We start from the raw sequence: 17,391 nt of genomic DNA on the forward strand, positions 1-17,391 counted from the left end.
TGAAATGATTCTCTACTATTTAACATTTTACAAATCAAGGGTGTCTCCATAAACTCACAACATCTCTAATGATTTTACCCTGATAGCAATAGACAGTTAAAAAGCCCTGAAATCAGCTAAATTTCAAGGCTTTCTTTATATGCTATTGTATCAATTTACCTATTCTGATTTCTGTTGCTACTAGTTTAATTGTCATCCTTCAATACTTTCTAAATCTTTTAACTTAACCGAAACAATTTTTGAGACACCTGATTCTTGCATGGTCACTCCATAGATGGAATCGGCTGCCGCCATAGTTCCCTTACGGTGGGTTACGACGATGAACTGACTATCCTTGTCAAAGCGATTGAGGTAATCCCCGAAACGTTTAACATTAGCTTCATCCAGCGCAGCTTCCACCTCATCCAAGATGACAAATGGGATAGTCTTAACTCGAATGATAGAAAAAAGCAAAGCAAGAGCCGATAGGGCTTTTTCCCCTCCACTCATGAGATTAAGAGACTGGATTTTCTTTCCTGGTGGTTGGACTGAAATCTCAACCCCAGCTGTCAGCAAGTCTCCCTCAGTCAAAATAAGGTCCGCCTGACCTCCGCCAAACATCTGCTTGAAGGTCACTTTAAAGGACTCACGAATCGCTTCAAAGGTTGATTTAAAGCGTTCCTTGACCTCATCATTCATCTCTGTGATGGTCTCAAGGAGCAGGTTTTTCGCTGACAAAATATCATCTCGCTGGCTATTGAGGAAATCCAGACGGCTGTGAACTTCTTCGTACTGTTCAATAGCATCCAAATTGACAGGACCCAGTGAGCGAATAGCCTTCTCTAAATCCTGCACCTCTTGCTCTGCCAGATTGAGATTTTCCAATTCATGTGCCTTTTCTAGTGCTTCAGTATAGCTAATCTGGTACTGGTCTGTTAATTGGCTTTGTAAATGGCGCAAATACTCGCTGACCTTTTCTTTCTTAGCTTCAGCACGTGTTTGCTTGCGAATCCACTCTTCATTCTGCTGGCGAGCCTGGTCCAAATGACTAGCAATATCATCCAGTTGACCTTCAATATCATCTAATTCAAACTGCTTACGAATCAAACCTTGTTGGAGGTTTGTTTTCTGCATTTTGGCTTCTTCCGCCTGTTGACTGAGCAATTCTGTATCAACTTTCTCAAGATTGTCAACCTTTTCTTGAAGAAGGCGCTGGATTTCCTCTTGTTCGATATTCAGATTATCCAATTCCTTGCCTAGACGGTCAATATCAGCCACTTCATAACGTTTTTGCCCTTGCAGTTCTGTCTTAAGCAGGCGAGCTTGCGCTAGCTCTTCCTGCAAGTTTTGATAGCGTTCTTGGATGGCGTTTTTATTAGACTTAATTTCTTCAATCTCAGCTTCCAGATTTTTCTTGTCACTGGCAATGGTAGCAAGGCGCTCTTGGCATTTTTCCTTATCTGCTTGCCAATCTCCGTCAGAAAGACGATCTAATTCCTCTTCTTGAAGTTTCCAAAGAGTTTCCAGTTCTTCAACTTGCTGACTGGTTTGTTGATAGGCGAGGTACAAACCTTGCTCCTGAATACGAGCTTGCTCTCCTTGAGATTTGATAGCTTCTAATCTTTCTGTCAATGCAGTCATCTCATTTTGCAAGATCTTCAAACTCACCTCTTCTGTACGCAAGCTTGCTTCTTCTTCAGCAATTTCTTTTTGTAATTGCTCCAGCTCTGGCTTGATAAAAATACTATTATTCTGGCGATTAGCTCCACCTGCGTAAGAACCACCTGTGCGCAACTCTGTACCGTCCAAAGTCACCATACGAACCTGATAACGAACCTGGCGAGCTGCTGCACGCGCATGCTCTACAGTATCAAAAATAGCGGTCGTAGCTAGCAAATTCTTGAAAATAGCTTCCAGTCTAGTATCGAATGTCACCAACTCATCTGCCATGCCCAGAAATCCCAGACTTGCAGCGATAGCACCTTGGTTCTGACTAGAAATCGTACGCGCCTTGATCGTTGTCAACGGAAGGAAGGTTGCACGACCGGCTCTGTTTCGTTTGAGGAAATCAATCGCCTTAGTCGCCGCGTTCTCATCTTCTACAATGATGTGCTGACTGCTTGCTCCAAGCGCAATTTCCAAGGCAGTTTGATAATGCACATCAAAGGTCAGGTGCTCACTAACAGCACCAATAATACCACCAAGGCGGACTTTTTCTTGGAGAACAGTCTTAACACCTGCATAAAAGTTACTGTGATTTCTAAGGATATTTTCCAAACTTTGAGCTCTGGCCTGCTTGTTTTTGAGATTATCCAGACGGTCAAATAGTTGACTTTGTTGAGCTTGATAGGAAGATTTCTGCTCCTCTTGCTCCTTGGCAATAGCTTGATAGTCAGCCAATAATTTTTGAACCTGCTCCTTAGCAGTTTCAAGCTCTTCTTTTTGCTGACCAGCCTTCTCTTTAGCTGTAGCCAACTGTTCTTTTAGTTTTTCTAGTTGATCTGCTTGTTTTTGAGAAAGCTGACGGCTATTTTCCAACTCATTTTCGATACGGGTCAGCTGGTTTGAGACATCTGCTTCTTCTTGTAAAAGCGCCACAAAGCGTTCACGCAAGAGCTCAATCATCTGATCAGGATCATCTGAAAAAGCTAGTAATTCAGCTTCTAAACGATTGAGTTTTTGATTATTTTGGATTAGATTTTCTTCCAAGAGGGCTAAAGAGCTTTCTTTATCAGATTTTTCTTGGCTGAGTGATTTTCTCTTATCTTCCAAAGCAGCCAAACGGTCTTGTGCTTCCTGTTGATTGAGGGCTACTTGCTCAGATTCTAATTTCGATAGGGCTAATTTTCTCTCTAAATCACTAATCAGACTGGTCAAGTCCATCAAACTGCCTTGGTCTTTGGCCATTTCAGCCTGTAAATCTTGGCGTTGCTTTTTAAGAGCTTGATTTTCTTCCTCTAATTTTTCACGCTTTTGGTAATAACTCGTCAATAATTCCTGAACCTGAGCCAACTCTTCTTCTGTCAAGTCTAGTTCAGCCTTATTTTCCTTGATTTGAGCAACCAGCACGTCTAAATAAATAGCCTTGCGTTGACCTTCCAAGTCTAAAAACTTACGGGCATTTTCAGCTTGCTTCTCAAGAGGCTTGATTTGATTATCCAACTCGTAGATAATGTCCTCTAAGCGGTCTAGATTATCCTGAGTTTGTTGCAATTTGCTCTCAGTCTCTTTTCTACGAGTCTTGTATTTTAAAACTCCTGCAGCTTCTTCAAAAATAGCTCTGCGTTCTTCAGGCTTGGAATTAAAAATCTCCTCAACCTTCCCTTGGGAAATGATGGAGAAGGAATCTCGTCCCAATCCAGTATCCAAGAAAAGGTCATGAATATCACGCAGACGGACTTTCTTTCCGTCAATCTTGTATTCGCTATCTCCACTACGATAGATATGGCGTTCTACTCTGATTTCTTGACCCGCATCCTTGATAAATCCATCATTATTATCCAGAGTCACAACTACAGAAGCATAATTGAGAGGTTTGCGACTTTCAGTTCCAGCAAAAATGACATCCGGCATCTTGCCACCACGTAGACTCTTAACACTAGACTCCCCCAAGGCCCACCGCAGACTTTCTGTAATATTGGACTTTCCAGATCCATTTGGTCCAACAACTGCCGTCACACCTTGGTCAAAGACGACCTTGGTCTTGTCAGCAAAAGACTTGAATCCCTGAATTTCGATTTCCTTTAAATACATGAATCCAGACCTTTCTCAACGGCATTTTTAGCAGCTTCCTGCTCTGCTAGTTTCTTAGAACGACCTTGACCTTGACCGATACTCTTACCTTCAACAAGAACCTCTACATCAAAGACCTTATCATGGGCAGGACCCGTTTCAGAAATCACCTGATAACGAATAGCGACATCGCCATTGACCTGAAGTAACTCTTGGAGATGGGTTTTGTAATCTGTAATCATCTCAAACTCACCTGCTTCAACCTTGGGAATCATGACTTGATAGATAAATTCCTTGACCTTGGCCACATCCTTGTCCAAAAGGAGGGCGCCAAGAAAGGCTTCAAAGGCATCCCCAAGAATGGTGTCACGATTGCGACCACCAGATTTTTCTTCCCCCTTACCCAGCTTGATAAACTGATCAAACTGGCAATCACGCGCAAAACCAGCCAAACTCTCCTCGCGAACAATCATGGCACGGAGTTTGGACAAATCTCCTTCGGGCTTTTTAGGATATTTTTTATACAGATATTCTGAAATCAATAACTGTAGAACAGCGTCTCCTAAAAATTCCAAGCGTTCATTGTGTGAAATTTTTAAGAGGCGGTGCTCATTGGCATAACTCGTATGAGTAAAGGCAGTCTCCAGTAACTTTTTGTCTGCAAATTCGATTGCAAAATGGTTCTTTAGTACAGTTTGTAATTCTTTCATACCAACCTCTTTCTAACTGATAACAGTCCTTTTTATTATATCAAAAAAAGCCTCCTGAGTCACTCTAAAACGGGACTGAAGGGGATTTGGGCATTCTTTAGACAGAGATTTTCAGTTTTATACTCAATGAAAATCAAAGAGCAAACTAGGAGGCTAGCCGCAGGTTGCTCANNATTTTCGAAGAGTATTAAGGGCAAATTTGGGTCAGGATAAAGAAAAAAGCCCTATTAAAGGCTTTCTTAAGCTATTTACATCCACCCTGAGGGAATCGAACCCCCATCTCAAGAACCGGAATCTTACGTGATATCCATTACACTAAGGGTGGAAACTTGTTTTATTATAACAAAAATTTGCTCTAATAACAAGTTTTTTTCTAGACGGATAGCTCGTCTTAGTGGGAAGCATCCCCATTCCAGATTGAGTTTTTCACGATAACATAATCAACGTGTTTAAGGTCAGCAACCTGACGTCCACCTGCATAAGAAATAGCACTTTGAAGGTCTTGTTCCATCTCAGTTAAAGTGTCTTGCAGATGACCTTTGGCAGGAAGTAAGATGCGTTTTCCTTCCACATTTTTGTAAGCACCCTTTTGATATTGTGAGGCTGAACCGTAATATTCTTTGAACTGTTCACCATCGACTTCAATCGTTTTCCCTGGACTTTCGATGTGTCCTGCAAAGAGGGAACCAATCATGACCATGCTGGCACCGAATCGGATAGACTTGGCAATATCACCGTGAGTACGAATTCCTCCATCAGCGATAATCGGTTTACGCGCAGCCTTGGCACACCAACGGAGAGCAGCCAACTGCCAACCACCTGTACCAAAACCTGTCTTGACCTTGGTTATACAAACCTTACCAGGACCAATTCCGACCTTAGTCGCATCCGCACCAGCATTTTCCAATTCACGCACAGCTTCTGGTGTTCCCACATTTCCAGCAATGACAAAGGTATCTGGCAATTCTTTCTTGATGTGTTGAATCATAGAAATCACGCTATCCGCATGACCATGAGCAATATCAATAGTGATATACTCAGGAGCATCAGCCTTGAGCTGGCTAACAAAATCATACTCATAGTCCTTAACACCGACAGAGATAGAAGCAATGAGTCCTTGATCGTGCATGCGTTTAATAAAAGGAATGCGTCCTGCCTCATCAAAACGGTGCATAATGTAGAAGTAACCACCTTTAGCCAGTTGCTCTGCTACATTTTCATCCAAAATCGTCTGCATATTCGCTGGCACAACAGGTAGTTTAAAGGTGTGATTTCCTAAAGTGACACTTGTATCCGCTTCTGCACGGCTTTTAATGACACATTTATTTGGAATCAATTGAATATCTTCGTAATCAAAAATTGGAAATTCATTTAACATATCGATGTCTCGTTTCTTTTGTAATGACCTACCTATGCTCTCGCATCACTACGCCTTTTCCGACGTTTCCTTAATTTATTATAAACTAAAGTACAGTTTTTGTCAAATTATTTTATGAATTAAAATATATTGTTCGGGTTTTGCTTGTGTTAAAAATAAAAGAAAGAGGGGAAATTATTTTCTCCCCACTTCTTCTACATTCTAATAATACTCGCCCTGACGGTAGTCCCATGAGTTAAAGGTATCTGACAGGTGCATCATGATTTTATCAATGTCAAGTCCTTTGCGGATCACAACTGGAGCTGGTGAAGTTGAGCGTGCTCCTCCTTGTTCTGGGATGAGTTTACCGTCTTTATCGACCATAGAGACCATCACACCTTGCTCATAGCGTGTTTCAATCGTTTTGTCAGGTTGGATAGATGCCACATAGTCGTCTGCTTCAATGACAAGGTCCACTGCTCCTTCGATTCGTTCTCCGATACCTTCCACCTTACCGCGGTTTCCTTTTCCAGATGGGTTAGCTGATGAGGCATATACCATCTTGCCTTCTTCCCAAAGCTTGGCAGCCAATTGTTCACCAGCTTTCCCGAATTTGATAACAAAACAGCTAGTACCACGCACGTCAGTCATCAGCTCTTCACGGCCATCCCCATACGCTTTGAGTTTTTCAAAGGCTTCTGGTTTCCAAGGAAGGATACAACCAAGAAGAATATCTTCATCCCAATGTTTTTGGTAGAAGGCTTCAATTTCTGGGTTAAGTTGTGCTAAAGCACGAAGCTCATCCATGCTACCGCAGAGAACAACACCTGGTTTGTTACGGTTACGTTCTTTAGCTTCAAACTTACGTTCAAGACCAGCCTTGTCACTAGTCATGATGATATAACCAACTTTAGTAGGGCAAACGATACATCCGCCCTCACCTTTTAAAATGTCATAGCCTTCTTGTGAAAGTGTTCCCTTCCATTGAATGTGTTTTGTCATAGTTCTATTTCCTTTTCTATTTTTCTTCTAGTCCTGCCAGTAGGCTGGTCGTTGTTTTTCATAGGCAGCAATCAAATCTTCATACTGCAAGGTAATACCAATATCATCCAAACCATTTAAGAGCTTGTGTTTCCACTCACTATCGATTTCGAAAGTGAATTCTCCAATTGGTGAGATGATTTTCTGTTGTTCCAAGTCCACAGTTACCTGGTCACTTGGTTGTAGCTGGGCTAGTTTCTCTCTAACCTCTCTAGGCTGAACAATAGGTAACATGCTATTATTGAGTTCATTATTGTAATGAATGTCCCCAAAAGACCCTGCAATCACGACCTTAAAACCATAGTCCGCTAGAGCCCAAGCTGCATGTTCCCTCGAAGACCCTGCCCCAAAGTTATCCCCTGAGATAAGAATACTAGCTTTCCGATATTCAGGTCGGTTAAAGACAAAGTCTGGATCTTCAGTATACTTGTCATCCAGATAACGCCAAGCATACATGAGGTACTTACCAAAGCCTTTTTTATCAATCAGCTTGAGAAACTGCTTGGGTAGAATTTGGTCGGTGTCGATGTTATCATTCATGAGAGGAACGGTCGTTCCCGTATAAACTGTAAATTTCTCCATATCCTCTCCTTACTGGGCTTCTGGCATTTGCCGAACATCTACGAAGCGCCCTGCAATAGCTGCTGCTGCTGCCATGGCTGGACTGCATAGATGGGTCTTAGCACCAAAGCCTTGTCTATCTTCAAAGTTACGATTGCTGGTTGAGGCGCAGTGGACACCACCAGGAACCTTGTCCGGATTCATCCCTAGGCACATGGAGCAACCTGGGTCTCTCCACTCAAAGCCAGCATCTAAGAAAACTTTATCCAAGCCCAACTTCTCAGCAGCTCGTTTCACAGGACGAGAGCCTGGAACCACGATAGCTGTTAGATTAGGAGCAATTTTCTTTCCTTTGACAAATCGCGCAGCCAGTTGCAAGTCGCTGAGACGAGCATTAGTACATGAACCTATAAAGATATAGCCCAGTTCAATATCTGCTGGCTTTTGACCAGGCTCCAAATCCATGTAATTGTAGGCGCGCTCATCATTCATATCCTTAATTTCTGGGAAGCTACTGTCAAAGTCAACCCCCATAGCAGGGTTGGTTCCCCAGGTCACCATAGGAGCCAAGTCTGAAACATCCATCTGGATAACCTTATCATAAACAGCATCATCATCACTGACAATTGTTTTCCAATCCGCCACAGCCTCTTCAAAGTCCTCTGGAACACATTCTCGTCCCTTGAGATAATCATAGGTAGTTTGATCCGGATTCATGATTCCCATCTTGGATCCAAACTCGATGGACATATTGCAGATGGTCATTCGCTCTTCCATGCTCAGTGCATCAATCGCCTGTCCACGATATTCCACCACGTAGCCAACGCCGCAAGCAACACCGTACTTGGCAATCAAGGCTAAAATGTAATCCTTGGAATAAACTCCTTTTTGAGGAACACCTGTAAATTCCACCAGCATTTTCTTGGGTTTGACCTGCCAGAGGGTCTGTGTCGCAAAGACATGTTCGACCTCACTGGTCCCAATCCCAAAGGCGATAGCTCCGAAAGCCCCGTGGGTTGCTGTGTGGCTATCTCCACAGACGATGAATTTCCCTGGTTGGGTTCGTCCTGTTTCTGGACCAACCATGTGAACAATTCCTTGTTTTTCAGAACCATGGGCCGCATGTTCAATCCCAAACTCCTCAACATTTTCAGCCAGCTTATCAATTTGAGCCTTAGAAATCACATCTCGAATATCGTAGATATTGACCGTCGGGACATTGTGGTCAAATGTTCCAAATGTCAAGTCTGGTCGTCTCAATCTGCGCCCTGCATCTCGCAAACCTTGAAAAGCCTGAGGGCTGGTCACTTCATGAATATAGTGCTGATCCACATACATGAGTTGGGGCTGCCCCTCTTCTCCTGTGATGACATGACGGTCCCATAATTTATCAAAAATCGATTTTCCTGCCATCTATTACCTCCAAATAACATATAAGGCTACTAGTGTAGTCACCATCCCAAGAAACCAAACTGTTTTAAAGTACCATTTTCGAGTCTTGTGGTGAAAGATGATTCCTGCTAGCCAAGCACCAAAACCACCACAAGTAAAGGCTAAAATGAGTAAGATTTTCTCAGGGATGCGCCAAGCTCTTCTCCTCGCCTTAGATTTGTCAATACCATAAATCAAGAAAACCATGACATTCCAAATCAAAAGGACTAGAGTAATTTTTTCGTCTAACTTCATAACCTTGCAATAATAGCTTCTGTCATTTCCTTGGTCGAAGCCTGTCCACCTATATCTCTCGTTAAAACGCCAGCCGCTAAACTAGCTTCAACAGCACGCTCAATACGCTCTGCATCCTTATAACGTCCAAAACTGTCTCTCAACATCATGGCCACTGATAAAATCATGGAGATAGGATTAGCAATTCCTTGACCTGCAATATCAGGCGCTGAACCGTGAATGGGCTCATAGAGACTTGGGCCATTTTCAGAATGACTGGCTGATGGCATAACCCCAAGTGTGCCAGATAGAACGCTTGATTCATCAGATAGAATATCTCCGAAAAGATTCTCCGTCACGATGACATCAAACTTGGCAGGATTAGTAATCATAAGCATGGCAGCTGAGTCGACTAACTGGTGTTCCAAGGTCACATCTGGGAAATCCTGCGCGACTTCCTCAGCTACTTTCCGCCAGAGTTTTGAGGTCGCTAGAACATTTTGCTTATCGATACTAGTAACGATTTTTCTGCGATTTCTTGCGATTTCAAAGGCTTTGCGAATAATTCGCTCTACTTCCTCATAGCTATAGTCGTTAATATCACGCGCTTTACGCTCTTCAAGGATATGATCTCCAAAGTAAATCCCGCCTGTCAACTCACGCACCACGACAAAGTCTACACCAGCAATTCGTTCCGGTTTTAGTGGTGACAAATGCTTAAGACTGTCAAAGATTTTTACAGGGCGAATATTAGCGTAAAGATTGAGTTCCTTACGGAGAGTTAGCAAGCCTTGTTCAGGCCGAACCACTGCTCCATCATACTGAGGACTACCGATAGCCGCTAGGAGAATGGCATCTGCTTCACGACATACATTGAGGGTTTCATCAGGTAAAGGATGCCCTGCTGCATCAATACCTGCACCTCCGAAGGGTCGTCTGTCAACCTCATAGTCAAAATCTGTTTTTTCAGCTAGAGCCTCCAGGACTTCTAAACCAGCCTCCATGATTTCTGGGCCAATTCCGTCCCCTGCTAGAACTACTATTTTATTTGTCATAGCATTCTCCTTTACACACTCGGCATGTCGCGGTAAGAAACACTGCGTCCCATCTCACCAGCATTCTCTTTTTGAACAAAGGTATTAGCGTTTATATAGGCAATAGCCGAAGCCTTCAACACATCGAAATCAAGACCTGCTGCGTTAAATATGGTCTCTGTATCTCTGTTTTCAACAGTGACCAAAACCCGAGCTTGGGCATCGATTCCATCCGTTACCGCATCAATGGTATAGGACACCAAGCGAACGGATTGGTTAAAGAACTTGTCGATAGCGTTAAAGATCGCTTCAACGGAACCTTGACCTGTCGCATTAAATTCGACCTTCTCACCATCCATATTGGCTAGGCTAACGAGCGCTTCAATGTCATTATCTGCATGGGTTTGAAGTTGTAAATCATCAAAATGGAAGCCTTCTGGATTTTCAACCATGGTTCCAGCTACCAGCGCACGAATATCTGCATCTGTGATTTCTTGTTTCTTGTCGGCCAGTGCCTTGAACTTAGCAAAGAGTGGTTTGATATCCTCTTCTGTAAAATCTAGGGCTAGTTCTATCAGCTTCTCAACGAAGGCATGGCGACCAGACAATTTTCCAAGCGGAAGACTATTACTCTTAACACCAACCAATTCAGGGGTGATAATCTCATAAGTGAGAGGATTTTTAAGAACTCCATCTTGGTGAATACCAGATTCATGAGAAAAAGCATTACCACCAACCACAGCCTTGTTTTTAGGAACTGGAATTCCTGAGAAGCGAGAAACCATTTCTGACGTATTGATGGTCTCATTTAGGACAATACTGGTTTCTGCTTGGTAGTAATCTTGGCGAATATTGAGAGTAACTGCTATTTCTTCCAAAGAAGCATTTCCAGCTCTCTCACCAATACCATTGATGGTTCCTTCAACACGTTCTGCCCCATTCTTGACGGCAGCAAGGCTATTTGCCACTGCCATTCCAAGGTCATCGTGGCAGTGAGGCGAATAGATAATCTGACGATCCGTCTTGACATTCTCAATCAAGTATTTGAAGATAGCACCGTACTCCTCTGGCGTGGTAAATCCAACCGTATCAGGGATATTGATATAAGACGCCCCTGCATCAACCGCTGTTTGAACAACTTGTAAGAGGAAATCCAACTCTGTTCTAGTCGCATCCTCAGGAGAGAATTCGACCACTTCAAACTTAGAACGGGCATAAGAAACATGCTCCTTAATAGCTTCCAAAATCTCTTCCTTGCTCTTATTGAGCTTATACTTACGATGAATGGGACTGGTAGCGATAAAGACGTGAACTTGTGGATACTTGGCGTCCTTTAGGGCCTCGTAACAAGCATCAATATCAGACTTGACAGAGCGGGCCAGACCAGTTACCGCCGTTTTCTTCAAGGCCTTAGCAATCTCCTGCACTGCTGTGAATGAATCAGGACTCGCCGCCGGAAAACCAGCTTCAATGGCTGAAATACCCCATTTCTCAAGCTGCCTTGCTATGGCAATTTTTTCTTTGATTGAAAAGTTAACACCGGGTGTCTGCTCTCCATCCCGAAGGCTGGTATCTAGAAATTCAACTGTTCGCATAAGATTTCCCCTTTTCCAAATGTGATTTTAAAAAAAACATCTCGCTCAGAAACCCAAGCGAGATGTTGATTTACTCCCGCTTGGTAAGCCAAACAGGACTAATGCTTTTTGCACTAGCCCGAGTACCTCAACAACAAAGCGAATTGATTAAACTTAGCTGTTTTCATGTTTGACTTTCTCCTTCGTTTGATATCTTGTTAAGTATTTTAGCATAGGCAAAAGCACTTGTCAAGAAAAAATCAAATATTTTCTGAAAATTTCTTCAGTAGAGAATATTTAGCTAATTGAAAGTTCTTGAAAATCCTTGAAATGTTTCATTTTTTAGAGGTTAAGTTCCAACTTTTTTCTATCAATTCCAGTACCATTTCATCTGACAACGTATCATCAAGCGCCACACTAATCCAGTAGCGTTTGTTCATATGAAAAGCTGGATAAATGCCCTTTTGTGAAAGCAGGTCCACTACTTGATCATGTTTGAGATTGACTGCTTCCACTTGTCCTTCTCTGCCCTTTTCCAGCTTATCCCAAGAGATTTTCATCAAGACGGCATACCACTTTTGATTTCCTTCATGTCTTAATACTGCCGTATCAGGCGATTTCTCCCACAGATACTCCAACTGGTTTCCATACTTTTCCTGAACCTGAACCATGATACGCTTAGTCTGAGGAAAGATAAAATCTTGCACATCAAAACAAGCCTTCCGAATCTGGTAAAGAATCTCCAAACAAGCCTCACGGACACTTCCTACAAAACTCCCACGCATACTTTCCATATGAACTTGAGGATAGAGGTCACCGGTTTCCTGGTCAAAGACCTGAAAGTTCACATTATCAGCAGTAATGGACACAGTCATGACAAAGTCACCCTGCAAAATCTGGCAACTATAGGTCCAGACTCCACTATTTTCTACAAAACCATAAGCATGAGCCTTTTCTTTATTAAATTGATAGGATTTAAAAATTTCAAACATAAGTGAAAACTGCTATCAAAAGCTAGCAGTTCCTTTCTATTTTTTAAAAGACAACCTTGGTTCCATGCAATTGTGTTATCCCCAGCTGGTCAATAAAGGTTTGACGGTTGTCAAGGTCAATCCCTCCACCTGGTAGAATTTCAATTTTACCTTTAGCATGTTCCAAAATTCTGTGATAGTGAGCAAAACGTTTCTCTAGTGAATCGCCAGACACACCAGAACGAGTCAGGATACGAGTGACACCTGCTTGGCTGAGCCAGTCAATGGCTTCCAGTTGGTCTTCTTCGCTCAATTCATCAAAGGCCATATGAAAGACAATTTCCATTCCTTTTGATGCAGCTATCAACTTCTCCAGATTAGTCTTATCCAACTTCTTATCAGCAGTTAAAGCCCCAAAAACAACCCCTTGACTTCCAGCCTGAGCAATCAACCGAATGTCTTCTAGCATAATAGCAATTTCTAAGTCATTATAGACAAAGTCACCACCACGTGGACGAATCATGGTCATGATGGTTGTATTGTAGTTAGCTGCCAGTTCAACTGCTGCCTTAGTCACTCCATAGCTGGGTGTTGTCCCACCAACTGCAAGATTATCACAGAGTTCGATTCGACGAGCTCCAGCCTCCATCGCTTTTTCAAGCAAGGTCACATTTTCAGCACAAAATTCGTAAATCATTTGATTCTCCTTGAATATTACTTTGAATTTATTATATCATATTGTTGTGAATATGTTTTTATTTTTATCAAGGCAAATAACTACTATTTTAACTATTCTTTGTCTGGAATAACCTTAAAGAGATAATAGGTGATAAAGATGGTCAAGGCTCCCAGACCGATTTTGACAGGTAAAAGAGGTGCAAAATAAATGGAAATTCCCATCAAGATGTAGATAGAGACAATAATCTCTTTTTTACGTTCACGCGCAATAGACTTAGTCTCGCGAAAATCAGCAACATATGCTTGATAGAGCTTGGTATGATACAACCAATCTTCGAAGCGCTTGGAACTTCTGGAGAAACAAGCAATAGACAACAAAAGAAAAGGCGTTGTAGGCAACAAGGGTAAAACAACCCCAACAATTGCCAAGGCCAGTGATAAAAAACCAATTATCAGATAGATAAGACGCATAACTACTCCTAATTAAAATAATCTTCTTCTAGTTTCGCATACAATGATGAATTTTGTCAAGTTCTAACCAAAAAGAGCCTGAAATTCACTTTCAGGACTCTCTTCTTATTTAATCTTTTCTTCTTCGTAGTCACCCTTGCTACAAACAACCTGCTTGCCACCACCACGGACTTTTTTCTCCATGAGGAAGTTTCCACATTTTGGACAGTCACGACCAACAGGCTTGTCCCAAGAGGTAAATTCACATTCTGGATAGCGATTGCAACCATAGAAAAGGCGATTGCGTTTGGTTTTACGCTCAATGATTTGTCCCTGATGACAACTTGGACACTCAACACCAATCTCTTTCACAATTGCTTGGGTATGGCGGCAATCTGGGAAATTGCTACAAGCGTAGAACTTACCAAATCGACCAAGTTTAATGACCATTGGACTGCCACACACTTCACAGTCAAATCCAGCTGGTTCATCCTTAATCTGGATTTTTTCCATTTCTTCTTCAGCCTTGGCCACTTCTTTAGAGAATGGTTTGTAAAAGGCATCAATAACACGTTGCCACTGCTCTTTTCCGACTTCGACATCATCCAGCTTGCCTTCCATTTCAGCTGTGAAGGTCACGTTTACGATATCTGGGAAATATTCAACGATGAGCTTGTTAACAATTTCTCCCAACTCTGTCGGTTCAAAGCGTTTGGCTGCAAGGCGAACATAATAACGTTTCTGAATAGTTTCAATGGTCGGTGCGTAGGTTGACGGACGTCCAACACCATTTTCCTCCAAGGTCTTAATCAATGTCGCTTCAGAATAACGAGCAGGCGGTTGAGTGAAATGTTGCTCTGGTTTGCTATTCACCTGCTTAACCACATCTCCAACAGCCATATCTGGTAACATTTTATTCTTGTCAGAATCATTATAAATGGCAAGATAACCATCAAACTTAACCTGACTACCATTAGCAGCAAATTGAACACCATTTTGCGACAATTTAACAGCCATGGTATCAAAGACAGCAGCTGTCATCTGACTCGCTACAAAACGATTCCAAATAAGAGTATAAAGCTTGAGCTGATCCTTATCCAGATACTTAGCAATACTTTCCGGTGTGTTAAAGACACTTGACGGACGAATAGCCTCATGGGCATCCTGAGCACCTGATGCATTTTTGACCTTGCTACCATGCTTAGAATACTTGCTACCAAAACGGTCTGTAATGAAACTTGCTGCTTCGTTCTGTGCCACTGGACTGATACGAGTCGAATCAGTACGCATATAGGTAATCAAACCTTGCACACCAGAACCGATATTGATCCCTTCATAGAGCTGTTGGGCAACCATCATGGTTTTTCGAGTACGGAAGTTAATTTTATTGGCAGCATCCATCTGCATAGATGAAGTGGTATAGGGTAATGGAGCATTGCGCTTGCGCTCTTTCTTATCTACCTGATCCACTGAAAAATCTTTGCTAGTCAGACGAGACAAGACTTCCTTGACCTCATCATTGCTAGTCAGTTTCAACTTTTTGCCGTCTACTCCATAGAAGGAAGCCTGAAATTGCTTGGTTCCCTTTTTAAAGACAGCATCAATTGTCCAGTATTCTTCTGGCTGGAAGGCATTGATTTCATTCTCACGATCAATGATGAGTTTAAGCGCAATAGACTGAACGCGACCTGCTGACAAGCCCTTCTTGACCTTCTTCCACAAAATAGGCGAAATCGAATAGCCTACCAAGCGGTCTAGGACACGACGAGCCTGTTGGGCATCGACCAAGTCCATATCAATCTTACGAGGTTCTTTAAAAGCATTTTTGACAGCATCTTTGGTGATTTCATTGAAGACCACACGGTTAGCATCATTTTCATCCAAGTTGAGAATATGGGCCAAATGCCAAGAAATCGCTTCTCCTTCACGGTCCGGGTCACTCGCGAGAAAAACTTTATTAGCTTTTTTAGCTTCTTTTTTCAAGTCATTGATAAGAGGGCCTTTTCCTCGGATATTGATATATTGCGGTTCATAATTATTTTCAATATCGACGGACATACTGGATTTCTTCAAATCACGGATATGCCCGACACTGGCTAAAACCTTGTAGTTCCTGCCTAGATATTTTTCAATCGTCTTGGCCTTAGCAGGCGACTCCACGATTACTAGATTTTTTTTAACTGTTGATTTTTTCTTTTTTGTTGCCGTAGCCACAGTATCACACCTTTTCAAAGTAATAAACTTTATAAAGTGTAAACCATTTTTTGAACCCTGTCAAGACTTAGCTACTATAATAGAAGAAAAGTTTATACTTAAGACTTCAGTCTTCCTTTGATATACATAGAAGACTCACGAGAAAAACCAGCTATTCTCAAGAAATTATTGTTCCTCAGACTCTGTATCAAATTTATTGGCTTTTTCCTTTTCTTTTGCTTCCTTATCCTTGATATACTGGAAGAAATATTCTACCAGTTCTTCCTTACTAAGTTGTTCTGAATCAGACAATTGGGAAACTTGAACAGAAACATCACTTAAACCATAGTCACCTCTCTTACTTGAAATCATATCGAGTTCTTCTTCTGTCAAATAATTTCCTGAAATGGTTAGCTTTAGGGTATGAGTCTTTTTAGAATAGATTTTTTTCAAAATATTATGCCCCTGAAATTGCTCTGATATAAATTTCTTAAGGGACTCTTTTTTCAACGTTTCTCTCACTAAAGTCGTTGCAGAGATAAAACTCGGAATCATCAGCAAAACAGCAACTAGAAGCAAAATCCTGCGCATTTTAGAGTCTTCTTCATTATCTTTAAAATAATGTTTCTTAACCATCATCAACCTAACACCTATATAAGTCGCAATGACAATAAAGCTACAATTGATGAGGAATAGGTAAGAGGAGCCTATGATAAATTTTAGATTAGCAGAAGCAATAGCATAACCTACTGTACAAAGAGGAGGCATCAAGGCGGTTGCAATAGCAACACCAGGAACAATATTATTGGTCTCTTTTTTCCTAGCACCAATAATACCTGCTATCCCTCCTACAAAAGCAATGAGAACATCCCAAATAGTCGGAGAGGTTCTAGCAACAATCTCCGAACTAGCATACGAAATAGGAGAAAGATAAAAATAAAGTGTTGAAGCTATTAAACTGGCAAGAATTTGAATAGCTAATATTTTAAAAGATTTTCTTAACAATTTAAAATCAAATATAGCTAGAGAGAGCCCCACCCCCAGAATAGGTGTCATCAAAGGAGAGATTAACATGGCTCCAATAATCACGGGAGTCGAATCCATATTTAATCCGATAGAGGCGATAAGCATGGCACATAGTAAAATCGCTAAATCACTTCTGGAAAGTTCTAATTCTTCATATATTTTATTTCTAAATTCTATCAACGAATACAGTTTATTATTTGTCACAAATATCTTCCTTTCCCAGCTAACTAGTCGCTAATACTCTTCGAAAATCTCTTCAAGCCACGTCAGCTTCACCTTGCCGTAGATATATGTAACTGACTTCGTCAGTCTTATCTACAACCTCAAAGCAGTGCTTTGAGCAACCTGCGGCTAGCTTCCTAGTTTGCTCTTTGATTTTCATTGAGTATAAATCATTCAATGTAACTGAAAAATTTCTTA

Annotated in this window: 14 protein-coding genes and 1 tRNA gene; all 15 read right to left on the reverse strand. The window is 41.7% G+C overall.

Annotated elements, in window-relative coordinates; all coding sequences use genetic code 11:
* Nucleotides 1–192: 192 nt before the first annotated feature.
* Nucleotides 193–3,732 carry a chromosome segregation protein SMC gene (gene smc, locus HT701_RS00475; protein WP_166728201.1) on the reverse strand — a complete coding sequence of 1,180 codons (3,540 nt, stop codon included), beginning with the start codon at nt 3,730–3,732 and terminating at the stop codon, nt 193–195.
* Nucleotides 3,723–4,421: a ribonuclease III gene (rnc, locus tag HT701_RS00480; RefSeq protein WP_000661480.1), complete on the reverse strand. Its 699-nt coding sequence runs from the start codon at nt 4,419–4,421 to the stop codon at nt 3,723–3,725. Before rnc ends, smc begins: the two co-directional genes overlap by 10 nt.
* A 253-nt stretch (nt 4,422–4,674) precedes the next feature.
* Nucleotides 4,675–4,746 (reverse strand) — tRNA-Arg (locus HT701_RS00485).
* A gap of 66 nt (nt 4,747–4,812) precedes the next feature.
* Nucleotides 4,813–5,799 (reverse strand): GMP reductase, encoded by a 987-nt coding sequence (locus tag HT701_RS00490; RefSeq protein WP_000931164.1) that lies wholly within the window; start codon nt 5,797–5,799, stop codon nt 4,813–4,815.
* Nucleotides 5,800–6,000: 201 nt separating this feature from the next.
* Nucleotides 6,001–6,780 carry a Sua5/YciO/YrdC/YwlC family protein gene (locus HT701_RS00495; protein ID WP_000160496.1) on the reverse strand — a complete coding sequence of 260 codons (780 nt, stop codon included), beginning with the start codon at nt 6,778–6,780 and terminating at the stop codon, nt 6,001–6,003.
* A 27-nt stretch (nt 6,781–6,807) separates the two neighbouring features.
* The gene (leuD, locus tag HT701_RS00500) at nt 6,808–7,401 is read right to left on the reverse strand and encodes a 3-isopropylmalate dehydratase small subunit (RefSeq protein WP_172931079.1); all 594 of its coding nucleotides are present in this window, start codon (nt 7,399–7,401) and stop codon (nt 6,808–6,810) included.
* A gap of 9 nt (nt 7,402–7,410) precedes the next feature.
* Nucleotides 7,411–8,793, reverse strand: coding sequence for a 3-isopropylmalate dehydratase large subunit (gene leuC / locus HT701_RS00505; protein WP_055356790.1), 1,383 nt, complete (start codon nt 8,791–8,793; stop codon nt 7,411–7,413).
* Between the two features lie 3 nt (nt 8,794–8,796).
* Complete coding sequence (locus HT701_RS00510; protein ID WP_033680381.1) at nt 8,797–9,066, reverse strand: DUF1294 domain-containing protein; 270 nt, start codon at nt 9,064–9,066, stop codon at nt 8,797–8,799.
* Nucleotides 9,063–10,100, reverse strand: a complete 1,038-nt coding sequence (leuB, locus tag HT701_RS00515) for a 3-isopropylmalate dehydrogenase (protein ID WP_172931080.1) — start codon at nt 10,098–10,100, stop codon at nt 9,063–9,065. The genes HT701_RS00510 and leuB overlap by 4 nt, the downstream gene beginning before the upstream one ends.
* Before the next feature lie 11 nt (nt 10,101–10,111).
* The gene (locus HT701_RS00520; RefSeq protein ID WP_172931081.1) at nt 10,112–11,674 is read right to left on the reverse strand and encodes a 2-isopropylmalate synthase; all 1,563 of its coding nucleotides are present in this window, start codon (nt 11,672–11,674) and stop codon (nt 10,112–10,114) included.
* 314 nt (nt 11,675–11,988) lie between these two features.
* Nucleotides 11,989–12,645 (reverse strand): MmcQ/YjbR family DNA-binding protein, encoded by a 657-nt coding sequence (locus HT701_RS00525; protein WP_023936522.1) that lies wholly within the window; start codon nt 12,643–12,645, stop codon nt 11,989–11,991.
* Between the two features lie 43 nt (nt 12,646–12,688).
* Nucleotides 12,689–13,321: a copper homeostasis protein CutC gene (locus HT701_RS00530; RefSeq protein ID WP_138705556.1), complete on the reverse strand. Its 633-nt coding sequence runs from the start codon at nt 13,319–13,321 to the stop codon at nt 12,689–12,691.
* A gap of 92 nt (nt 13,322–13,413) precedes the next feature.
* Nucleotides 13,414–13,773, reverse strand: a complete 360-nt coding sequence (locus tag HT701_RS00535) for a YbaN family protein (protein ID WP_023936524.1) — start codon at nt 13,771–13,773, stop codon at nt 13,414–13,416.
* A gap of 105 nt (nt 13,774–13,878) precedes the next feature.
* Nucleotides 13,879–15,966, reverse strand: a complete 2,088-nt coding sequence (gene topA / locus HT701_RS00540) for a type I DNA topoisomerase (RefSeq protein ID WP_000179656.1) — start codon at nt 15,964–15,966, stop codon at nt 13,879–13,881.
* Between the two features lie 165 nt (nt 15,967–16,131).
* Nucleotides 16,132–17,175: a TIGR00341 family protein gene (locus HT701_RS00545; RefSeq protein WP_007284808.1), complete on the reverse strand. Its 1,044-nt coding sequence runs from the start codon at nt 17,173–17,175 to the stop codon at nt 16,132–16,134.
* Nucleotides 17,176–17,391: the final 216 nt, after the last annotated feature.

The sequence above is a fragment of the Streptococcus sp. 10824 genome (assembly GCF_013276595.1).
Classification (GTDB): Bacteria; Bacillota; Bacilli; order Lactobacillales; family Streptococcaceae; genus Streptococcus; species Streptococcus pseudopneumoniae.